9 protein-coding genes and 1 pseudogene are annotated in these 10245 nt (G+C 65.7%); 2 read left to right on the plus strand and 8 right to left on the minus strand.

Annotated features, from left to right (window positions below):
• From XAXN_RS19555 to XAXN_RS22630, 3 genes are all read right to left on the minus strand, one after another.
• A partial coding sequence (locus XAXN_RS19555; protein ID WP_134984842.1) for a transposase occupies nucleotides 1-208 on the minus strand: 208 nt, incomplete at its 3' end.
• A gap of 291 nt (nucleotides 209-499) precedes the next feature.
• The gene (hisS, locus tag XAXN_RS19560; protein ID WP_054320755.1) at nucleotides 500-1912 is read right to left on the minus strand and encodes a histidine--tRNA ligase; all 1413 of its coding nucleotides are present in this window, start codon (nucleotides 1910-1912) and stop codon (nucleotides 500-502) included.
• Nucleotides 1913-1988: 76 nt separating this feature from the next.
• The gene (locus tag XAXN_RS22630) at nucleotides 1989-2180 is read right to left on the minus strand and encodes a hypothetical protein (protein ID WP_164514263.1); all 192 of its coding nucleotides are present in this window, start codon (nucleotides 2178-2180) and stop codon (nucleotides 1989-1991) included.
• Here XAXN_RS22630 and XAXN_RS19565 point away from each other — a divergent pair.
• On the plus strand, nucleotides 2116-2781 hold the full coding sequence (locus XAXN_RS19565) for a Crp/Fnr family transcriptional regulator (RefSeq protein ID WP_171890915.1): 666 nt from the start codon (nucleotides 2116-2118) through the stop codon (nucleotides 2779-2781). The two genes, XAXN_RS22630 and XAXN_RS19565, sit on opposite strands and share 65 nt — an antisense overlap.
• Before the next feature lie 426 nt (nucleotides 2782-3207).
• Here the strand turns inward: XAXN_RS19565 and XAXN_RS19570 are convergent, their stop codons facing one another.
• Both XAXN_RS19570 and thrC read right to left on the minus strand, forming a co-directional pair.
• On the minus strand, nucleotides 3208-3954 hold the full coding sequence (locus XAXN_RS19570; RefSeq protein ID WP_042823326.1) for a murein L,D-transpeptidase catalytic domain family protein: 747 nt from the start codon (nucleotides 3952-3954) through the stop codon (nucleotides 3208-3210).
• A 101-nt stretch (nucleotides 3955-4055) separates the two neighbouring features.
• Nucleotides 4056-5366, minus strand: a complete 1311-nt coding sequence (thrC, locus tag XAXN_RS19575; RefSeq protein WP_174515483.1) for a threonine synthase — start codon at nucleotides 5364-5366, stop codon at nucleotides 4056-4058.
• Between the two features lie 155 nt (nucleotides 5367-5521).
• On the opposite strand from thrC, the gene XAXN_RS19580 reads away from it, so the two are divergent.
• Nucleotides 5522-5836 carry an EthD family reductase gene (locus tag XAXN_RS19580; RefSeq protein WP_054320758.1) on the plus strand — a complete coding sequence of 105 codons (315 nt, stop codon included), beginning with the start codon at nucleotides 5522-5524 and terminating at the stop codon, nucleotides 5834-5836.
• A 74-nt stretch (nucleotides 5837-5910) separates the two neighbouring features.
• Here the strand turns inward: XAXN_RS19580 and XAXN_RS19585 are convergent, their stop codons facing one another.
• The 3 genes and pseudogenes from XAXN_RS19585 to XAXN_RS22235 form a co-directional block, all read right to left on the minus strand.
• A complete protein-coding gene (locus tag XAXN_RS19585; RefSeq protein ID WP_425511782.1) occupies nucleotides 5911-6924 on the minus strand; it encodes a homoserine kinase in 1014 nt (337 codons plus the stop codon).
• Nucleotides 6921-9428, minus strand: a complete 2508-nt coding sequence (gene thrA / locus XAXN_RS19590; protein ID WP_054320756.1) for a bifunctional aspartate kinase/homoserine dehydrogenase I — start codon at nucleotides 9426-9428, stop codon at nucleotides 6921-6923. Before thrA ends, XAXN_RS19585 begins: the two co-directional genes overlap by 4 nt.
• A gap of 617 nt (nucleotides 9429-10045) precedes the next feature.
• Nucleotides 10046-10245, minus strand: a pseudogene (locus XAXN_RS22235) (transposase); the annotation flags it as partial.

Here is a 10245-nt window from a genome sequence, read left to right on the forward strand (position 1 = left end):
GACGCCAGCAGGTCATGCCGCTGCCATCGCCAAGTTCCAAAGGCAGGTCTTCCCACGCAATGCCCGTGCGCAGCACATAGACGATGCCGTTGAGGGCCTGCTGATCACTGACACGAGGTCGTCCACCTTTGGGGGAAGGCTTGACCTGCGGAATCAGTGGCTCGATGCGCTTCCACAGCGCAATAGGGATCTCGTTGCGACGTGTCATGTCGGCAATGTTGCCGCCGAATCAACAGAATTCAAGGGTTTTGTTAGCCGCTCTAAGCTGTGGAAAAGCCCCAAGCTCCCTCATCCGGCGCTGCGCGCCACCTTCTCCCGTCGGCGGGAGAAGCAGCAAAATCAAGGCGTCTTGGGCGAGGAGGACCCGCTACCCTTCCCCCGCCTGCTGGGGATGGTGCCCGGAGGGCGGATGGGGGCAAGACTTCGTGCAGCACCGCCATCACTTCAGACGCTGAATGGCTAGCGCCGGCAATCAAAAACCAGCGACGATCACCCCGCCTTACGGCATCACCTTGGCCTGTTCCAGCTCCACCTGCAAGGTGCTGGCCAGCTCGTCGCGGGCGACGTCGAACTGCTGCTCGCGTACAAGATCCTTTACTGCCACCACGCCACGCGCCAGTTCGTCGTCGCCGGCCAGCACCACGAAGCGGATGCCTGCGCGGGCAGCGTACTGGAACTGCTTGCCGACCTTCTTCGGCTCCATCTGCATTTCGGTGTTGATGCCACCGATGCGCAGCCGGCGCGCGATATCCAGCGCGTCGTCCAGGCGGGTTTCATCCATCAGCGCCACCATCGCCTGCACGCTGCTTTCGGCAATGCCCTGGATCAGGCCGGCCTCGCGCAACTGCCAGAACAGGCGGGTCAGGCCGATCGAAATGCCCACGCCCGGCAATTTGGACTTGGTGTAGTGACTGGCCAGGCTTTCGTAACGGCCGCCCGAGCAGATCGAGCCGATCTGCGGGTGGTCGGTGAGCGTGGTCTCATAGACGGTGCCGGTGTAGTAATCCAGCCCGCGCGCGATGGAGAAGTTCAGGCAGTAAGCCATCTCCGGCACGCCCAAGGCCCTGACCAGTTCCAGCACCTCGCGCAATTCGGCGATGCCCTCGCCCAGCGTCGCGCTGGCCCCGACCGAGGCTTCCAGCGCCTGCAACTGCGCAAGCGCATCGGCATGCCCGTTGGAGCGCACCGCCACGAAGGCGAGAATCTTGGCCACCTGCTCGGCAGCAATGCCGAAGCCCTCGCCCACCAGCGTGTCGCGCACGTAATCGGCGCCGCGCTTGTCGATCTTGTCGACCTCGCGCAGCACCGCCATCTGCAATTCGCCTTCGGCTACGCCCAGGCTTTCGAAGAAACCGCGCAGCAGCTTGCGGTTGTTCAACTGCACCTTGAAGTCGCCGATGCCCAGCTCGGCAAACACCGCATGGATCACCGCCAGCACCTCGGCGTCGTAGCGGATGCTCAGCGCGTCCTTGCCGATCACGTCGATGTCGCACTGGTAGAACTCGCGGAATCGCCCACGCTGCGCACGCTCGCCGCGATACACGCGCTGCATCTGATAGCGACGGAACGGGAAGCTCAAGTCGTGCTCGTGCTGGGCCACATAACGCGCCAGCGGCACGGTCAGGTCGAAGCGCAACGCGAGCTCGGGCAGGCCAACGGTCTCGGCACCCTCGTCGGCCGCGGCGGCGGCATTGGCCAGCGCGCCGGTGGACTGCACGAAATACACCTGGCGCTCGGTCTCGCCGCCGGACTTGGTCAGCAACACATCGGACAGCTCGAACACCGGCGTTTCGACCGGCAGGAACCCGAACCGCTCATAGTTGCGGCGGATGACGTCCAGCATGCGCTGGAACGCGATCTGCTCGCGCGGCAGCAATTCCATGATGCCGGGCGGCGTACGGGGCTTGATCACGAGCGAAACTCCTGCAGGACAATGTGGCGAACGCACAATTCTACCGGCTGGGCGGCCGCGCTGACCGCATGGCGTATCATTCAATGCGTCCCAGCAGCGCGTGGCCCATGTACCGGCGGCTTTCCGACCCCAGCGCGACCTGCCCGGCGCCCAGCGCGGCATCCGCCAGCGTCACGCCCAGCTCGGATTGCGCCCTCTGCGCGGTGCGCGGCCGGGCGATTTGTGCGGCGCTGTCGGCGCAGGAAATGGACGCGCTGGACCAGGTCACCCATGCAGCGGCCTATGCGCCCGGCAGCACCCCGGTGCGTGCGGGCGAGACCCGGCACAACATCTATACCGTGACCTCCGGCGCGTTGCGCATGGTGCGCACACTGGCCGACGGGCGCCGCCAGATCACCGGCTTCGTGCTGCCCGACGACTACGTTAGGCTCACCGAAACCGCGCAGCATCGCCACGATATCGAAGCCATCGTCGACAGCCGCGTGTGCCGCACGCCGATGGCGCAGATGCGCCAACTACGCGAGCGCTACCCGCAGCTGGAACGCAAGCTGCTGCAACGCGCCAGCATGGAGCTGGCCGCCGCGCAGGACACCGACCTGCTGCTGGCACGCCTGCAACCGAGCGAACGGCTGGCGCATTTCCTGCTGCGGCTGGCCGCCCGCTCCACCCAGCCCGGCGCCAGCGGCGACACCGTGGCGCTACCCATGAGCCGCAGCGATATTGCCGACCATCTGGGGCTAACCGTGGAAACGGTGAGCCGCACCTTCACCAAGCTGCGGCAGCAGCAGTTGATCGCGCTACCGCAACTGCAGGTGGTGCAGATCCTGGATTACGCCGCACTACGCCGTCTGGCCGGCGATACGGTGTGAGGCTGGTGGGGACGCTTGAGCGTCGGTGTGCGCTTAACCTTGCGACTGCTTGGATCGATTGACGCGACGGTGCGCAGTGCCCAAGCGTCCGGTCCGGACTCAACCGGCCAATATCACGCGTGGCTGCGCACCGATCGGTGTTCGTGTCGCTTGGCACCGCTCGCCAAGACTGGCTCAAGAACGGGGTGAGAAGTCGTCCGGCACAGGTTTGGATGGCATGAGGAACTGCAGGAGACGACTGGTACATGCCGCTCCCGGCACCGGCCGCGCCCGCCCGAAGCGACGCACTCGCTGCGGTTAGCTGCGCCAAGGTGATGCAAGCCCTGCGCGTGCTGACAGCCGCGCAGCGACTTACCGATCAATTCGAAAGCGGAGCCGGGCTCCATGCCGAGCGCGCACTGACGTCAGGCACCCGCCCGCGATCACTCAGCGCCCGGCCACTGCACGCGTTGCCGCACCGCCACAGCCACTGCTGAGCAGCCGCGATTGGCGCAGCCAGGCGCGATCCGGGTAGTAGGCGAATACGAACGCGCCGTCGCGCAAGGTATCGATCAACTGCTTGGCCACCGCTGGCCGCACCGCCGGGCAGCCCAGGCTGCGGCCGAGGCGGCCCTGGGTACGGATGATGGCTTCGCTGACATAGGGCGCGCCGTGGATCACGATGGCACGGTCGCGTGCGTGGTCGTTGAACCCCGGCTCCAGACCCTTGAGCCGCAACGAGTAGCCGTTGTGGCCGGTGTACGACTCCTGCGCGGTGAATGCGCCCAGGCTGGACTGGAAGCTGCCATCGTCATTGGAGAACTTCGCCGCCAGGTTCTCGCCGGTATTGCGCCCGTGCGCGACCCATTCGCGAAACAACAGGCGCTGCTTGTCCAGATCGAACACCCAGAGCCGGCGCTCTGTCGAGGGGCGGCTGTAGTCGATGACGCTGAGCACCCGTTCGGCAGCCACCTGCTGGCGCTGCCGGGCGCATTGCAGCGCCTCGGTGGCCAGGGCCAGCACCTGTCGGTCCAGCGCTGGCGCCTGACGCGCCAGCGCCTCGACCAGACCCACATCATGGGGCGCGCCTAACGGCGGCACCGGTGAAGCAGCCAATGCATCGGCCGCACTGGCCGCACCAGCCGCTGCCCACCCGCATAAGACGGCGGCAACGGCGATCATTCGATAAGACATAGAACAACCCACAGCGGACGCGGCGCCACAACGGGGCCGCACCCGTCTAGAAATAGCCGCATACGGTCCACTTTCCAAGCCCGGTGGCTGAACGCGTTAGGTCAGGCGGCGTCGGCAAGCAAGCGCTGCCGAAGGGCTGCATAGTCCGGCGCCAGTGCTTCGGCATGCGCTGGGCGCTGCAGTAGCGCGGCCAGTGCCGGTGGAACCTCTACCGCACGGCCGATCAACGGCTCCACCACGCCTTCGAACTTGGCCGGATGCGCGGTGGCCGCTACCGCCCAGTCGCCAGTGCCGCCCTCCGCGCCTTCGGCACGCAGTTGTTCGAGCACATGCACTGCAGTGGCGGTATGCGGGCAATGCACCTCGCTGTAGCGCGCGAAGCGCTGCTGCACGGTGTTGCGAATCGTCGCATCTTCTACCGACAAGGCCCGGAATTCCTCACGCAAGGCCGCATCGTCGCCGTTGTAGAGCCAACGCAGCCGCTCGAAATTGCTCGGCGCACCCACGTCCATCGCATTGGCCAGCGTGGCCACGCTGGGCTGCGGTGCGTAGGCATCACCCGCAAAATAGTCCGGCAATACGTGATTGGCGTTGGACGCCAGCGCGATGCGGCCCAACGGCACCCCGAGCGCGCGCGCGATGATCGCTGCCAGCGCGTTGCCCAGGTTACCGGTCGGCACGACCAGATTGAGCGCGCTGCCCGACGCTGCATGGTGCTGCAGGGCGGAATGCGCGTAGTAACTCATCTGCGGCAGCAGCCGGCCCAGGCTGATGCTGTTGGCCGAACTCAGCGGCACCTGGGTCTGCAACGCGGCATCGTTCAAGGCCTGCTTGACCATGGCCTGACAGTCGTCGAACGAGCCGGCCACACGCAAGGCCTGGATGTTGTCGCCGAAACACCCCAGCTGGTGCGCCTGTCGCGGCGACACGCGGCCGTCCGGATACAGCACTACCACACGCAGGCCGGGTTGACGATGGAACGCGGCAGCGACTGCGGCGCCCGTGTCGCCGGAGGTGGCGACCAGGATGGTGAGCGGGCGGTCTTGGTCGCGGCGCAAGCGGGTCAGGCAGGCCGCCAGGAAGCGCGCACCGAAATCCTTGAACGCGGCGGTGGGGCCGTGAAACAGCTCCAGTGCGTAGTCGCCCGGCGTGCCCAGCGCCACCAATGGCGCCTGAAAATCGAAGGCTTCAGCACAGATGGCAGGCAGCTCGGCCGCCAGCGCGTCGCCCTCGAAAAATGGCTGCAGCAGCACAGTGGCAGTGTCGGCCAAGCCGGCGCCCGCAAACAGCGGACGCGTGGGCGGCAGGGTCTGCGGTACGTAGAGGCCGCCATCGGGCGCCAGCCCGGCCGCAATAGCCTGGCTCAGGCTTGCGGCGGGGGCACCGCCACGGGTGGAGATAAACATCAGCATGACTCCAGATGAAGCGAAGACTGGGCGTTGCCCATGAAAAAATATGCGGCGCTTGACGTGGCCGGGCATCGCGTTGCGCCGGCATTCGGCCGAATGGTTGTGCACGGTCGATGGCGTGGGGCTATGCTGCGCACACCCTTCCGTGGAGCCGGCAGATGATCAAGGTCAGTGTGATGTACCCGTACCGCGACGGCGCCCGCTTCGATCACGCCTACTACCGCGACCAGCATATGCCGCTGGTGAGCGCGCACATGGGCGCGGCCTGTTTGAAATACACCGTGGACAAAGGCATGAGCGGCCGCGACGCCGGCAGCCCGCCGGCGTTCATCGGTATGTGCCACATCTTTTGCGCGTCGCAGGAAGCCTTCAATGCCAGCTTCGGGCCGCATGCGGCGGAGATCCTGGGCGACATCGCCAACTACACCGACCTGACCCCGGTCATGCAGATCAGCGAAGTGGTGGTCGACTGAATGGGGTGTGGCGAGCTGCAGGCCAGACCTGCTACCCGCCGCCTGCGGCGCGTTATTAGTGCATGCGTGCCGACTCATCCGAGCAACCGCGCCGCAGGACTTGCGATCGGCGACACCCAGGCCTGGCTATCGAACCCCACAGCCGCAAACCCGGCCTGCACTGCCGGTGCCGCAGCTTCGGCTGCGACGCGCGATTCGAACCAGGCAAACACGCTCGGCCCGGCACCGGAAATGCTGGCGCCGAGGGCGTTGTGGTCCAGCGCTGCCTGCTTGGCGTCTGCGAAGCCGGCGATCAATGGGGCGCGACGCGGTTCGATCAGCACATCACGCAAGCCCGCGCGTACCAGGTCTGCATCGCCGGCATGGCAACCGGCCAACACCAGCGCCAGATTGGTGCTCTGCGCGACGAATTCGCGTAACTGATAGTTGCCTGCCAAGGCTTCGCGCGCACGCCGCGTTTCCAGCACTGCATCCGGATGCACCAGCAGGCTATGCCACGCTGGCGGCACCGCGATCGGCACCAGGCGCTCCAGCGTGCACAGCACCAAGCCACCGACAAACAGCGGCCCCAGGTTGTCGCCGTGGCGGCTGCCGCTGGCCACCGCTTCGCCATCGAGCGCGTATTGGTAGAGCTGGTGGTGATCCAGCGGCGAGGCCAGCAGCGCGTTTGCTGCAACCAACGCTGCCACGCATGATGCGGCAGACCCGCCCATGCCCGAGCTCAGCGCAATGCCTTTGTCGATCTCGATTTCGAACCCATGAGACAGCTGCAAGGCGGCCCGCAGCGAAATGAGTGCAGCGCCTGCAGTGTTGCGCTCGGCATCCAGTGGCAGCGCCACCGTCGTGCCGCGAATCGCAGCGATGCGCACCACCGGCGCTTCGATACGGCGCACGGTCACAGTGTCGCCGACGCCATCGATCGGATAGCCGAGCAGATCGAATCCCACCGCGACATTGGCAACCGATGCCGGCGCGAAGGCGCGCGCTTCGTACAGGCCGTGTTTGCCCGAAGAAGCGCGATCGCTGCCGTGCGCCTGCGCCACCGCTGCCTGGCTCACGCCGGCGTGGCTGACAACAGTCTGCATCACAGCCGCGCGCCCTCGCCCGCCGCCACGCGCAGCAGATCGGCGAACACGCCGGCCGCGGTCACTTCCGGCCCCGCCCCCGGCCCCTGCACCACCAACGGGTTCTCGCAGTAGCGACGCGTGGTGAACTGCACCACGTTGTCGGTCAGACGCAAGTTGGCGAATGCATGATCGGCCGGCAGCTCGACCAGGCCCACGCTGGGCGCGCGGTCCGGCGGCAGCTGCGCCACATAGCGCAGCACGTTGCCCCGCGCACGTGCGTCGACCAGACGCTGCGCAAAGGCGGCATCCACTTCCGGCAAGCGCGCCATGAAATCGTCCACGCTGGCTTGACGCAGCGCTTCCGGCACAAGGCTTTCAACCTGCACGTCTTCCAGGCTGATTGCGCGCCCTGCTTCGCGCGCCAGGATCACCAACTTGCGCGCCACATCCACACCGGACAGATCATCGCGCGGATCCGGTTCGGTATAGCCCATCCCGCGCGCCTGCGTCACCAGTTCGGCGAACGGCACGCTGCCGTCGTATTTGTTGAACAGCCAGGCCAACGTGCCGGAGAAGATGCCTTCGATCGAGGTCACTGTATCGCCGGTATCGACCAGGTCGCGCAGCGTGGTGATCACCGGCAAACCAGCGCCCACGGTGGCTTCATAACGGAAGCGCGCACCACTGGCATCGGCCGCTGCACGGATAGCCTCATAGCGCGCCAGCGGGCCGGAACCGGCCTGCTTGTTCGGTGTCACCACATGGATGCCAGCGGCCAGCCAGCCCGCATAACGGTCGGCCACTTCGGCGCTGCCACTGCAATCGATGATCACCGCATGCGGCAGGTGCGCGGACAGCAGATGCGTGGTGAAGCGCTCCAGATCGGTTGGCGCGGATGCCGATGCAAACGCATCGCGCCAATCGCCGACCAAGCCACGCTCGTCCAGCAACATGCGACCGCGCGAGACCACCGCACGCAGGCGCAGGTCCAGATTGGCCTTGCCCAGCAACTGCGGTTGCGCGATGCGCAGTTGATCCAGCAACGCCGCACCGACATTGCCCGGCCCGATCACGCCCACAGAGAACGTCTGCGGCGACAACCAGAAACCTGCATGCGCCGCGCGCAACGCCTTGGTCGCATGCGCTGCATAGATGGCCACCGAGATATTGCGTTCGGACGAGCCCTGCGCAATCGCCAGGATATTGACCTGCGCACGCCCCAGCGACTCGAACAGACGCGCCGCCACGCCCGGCTGCCCGGCCATGCCATCACCCACCGCTGCCAGCACGCTGATGCCGGTGGTCAGCTGCACGCGCTGCACCTGGCCGACCGTAAGTTCATGCGCAAACGCCTGCAACAACGCATTGCGTGCACGCTCGGACTCGTGCTGCTTGACCACGCAACAGATCGAATGTTCCGACGAACCCTGCGAGATCATCACCACCGACACCTGCGCGGTGCGCAGCGCTGCAAACACGCGCTCGGCCGTGCCCGGCACACCGATCAGGCCGGTGCCTTCCAGATTGAGAACCGCCAGATCCGGGCTCAGCGTCAGCCCCTTGATCGGCCCGCTGACCGCGCTGCTGGCGGTGATACGCGTGCCCGGATGTTCGGGCTGGAAGGTATTGCGGATGATGATCGGCAGGCCGCGTTCGATGGCCGGCGACATCGTCTGCGGGTGCACCACCTTCGCACCGAAATACGCCAGCTCGCAGGCCTCGTCGTAGCTCAGGGTTTCCAGTTGCACCGCTTCAGGCACCACACGCGGATCGGCCGAGAGCACGCCGTCCACATCGGTCCAGATATGCAATTCGTCCGCATCGAACAATGCAGCGAAGATGGCACCCGAATAATCGCTGCCGTTACGGCCCAGCGTGGTGATGCGGTCGGCACGGTCGCGCGCCACGAAGCCGGTGACCACCACCCGCGTTTGCGGATGCGCTTGCCGCCAGGTTGCGAGGCGCTGCGCACTCGCCTCCCAGTCCACATCCACACCAAGTTCGCCGCGATTGACCACCAGCACATCGCGCGCGTCCAGTACCGCGCAGTCTTCGCCGATCGCGCGAAAGTGATCGCCCAGCAACTGCGCCGAATACACCTCACCCAGGCCTTGCACGCGGTCGAGCACTTCGCGCGGCAATTCGCCGATGACCGCCAGCGCGCCGAGGATCTGCGACAGATGCTCGAAGCGCTCGTCCAGCCACTCCACCGTGGGCGCGGAATGCTCGCCGAGCAAGGCGACCGCTGCACCGCGATGGCGCGCACGTGTTTCGTGCCAGCGCTCGCGCCATTCGGAACGATTTTTCGCCGCCAGTTCGGCCAGTTCGATCAAGGCATCGGTGACGCCCTTCATTGCCGAGACCACGGTGACCTGCACCGTCTCATCGCGTGCAAGCAGCAACTGCGCCACATGCCGATAACGGTCGGCATCGGCCACCGAGGTGCCGCCGAATTTGTGCACAACAGTGCGCGCAGAGGACGCGAGAACAGCAGCGGGTTCAAACGAAACAGCGGGCGATGACATCGACAGACCTCGTTGGGGGAGGCCCCGTCCGTATCGGATGAGAGAGGGAAGCCCCCGCATCCTGATCCGGGTGCGGGGCCGTTGTTTTCGGAAGTTACGCGAAGACGACGGGCCGCACCGGGCGAATGGTGGCGGTAGTAATGATGATGGTAATGCCGGCCACGCCCGTCCTGGCCCACGACAGCGGCCGGCAGAAAGGCGAAACGGTGGCGGAGGCGTTACCCATGCATGCAAAAGACATCAGCGGAGCGAGGCCTGTCAAGCGCTGCGTGAATGAGCAAGCGCCCGCGCGCGACACCAGCAACAGAAAGCCTTGCCGCTCAGGGATTTAGGCGCCGCGCTTGCAAGTAATTGATTGCCATGGAAACTTTTATGGCGCCCACGACGGACCGCCGTGCGCAGCTTTGGGAACACCTGTCAGCGCCGCGCGGCGGGAAAGGTTCGACGCGCATCGTTAGCGCCCACCCACGGTTGGCGCCCATCTACGCGTGTGCACCTGTCTGGTTAGCACGGACATCCTAGGCGGCTCAGAGGCCGTCATGCCCTCTGAATACCCTGCCCCCTTTGGCACTGCCGACATACCGCTTCCCAAAACGAATCCTGATTAGCCCTATCCCTCAGCCATGAAAGTTGCTTGCCATGCGCAAAACGCGCTCTGGGCAAGGTTTACAGCGCATCAGCGCCGTCGCCAGTCGCGGCAGCATCTGTTCCAGATCGAATCGACGGTTGAATCGATAGGCCGCTTCGGCCAAGTAGCGCCGCGCATATTTGGTTTGGCGCACCGCATGGTAAGGTGCCGCTGATGGCACGTTTGACA

The organism is Xanthomonas axonopodis (assembly GCF_001304695.1).
GTDB lineage: Bacteria > Pseudomonadota > Gammaproteobacteria > Xanthomonadales > Xanthomonadaceae > Xanthomonas > Xanthomonas axonopodis.

Coding starts and splice junctions, on each gene's coding strand:
- XAXN_RS19580 (WP_054320758.1), top strand. CDS start 5,522: ATGATCAAGGTCAGTGTGATGTACCCGTACCGCGACGGCGCCCGCTTC.
- XAXN_RS19570 (WP_042823326.1), bottom strand. CDS start 3,954: ATGTCTTATCGAATGATCGCCGTTGCCGCCGTCTTATGCGGGTGGGCA.
- thrC (WP_174515483.1), bottom strand. CDS start 5,366: ATGCTGATGTTTATCTCCACCCGTGGCGGTGCCCCCGCCGCAAGCCTG.
- thrA (WP_054320756.1), bottom strand. CDS start 9,428: ATGTCATCGCCCGCTGTTTCGTTTGAACCCGCTGCTGTTCTCGCGTCC.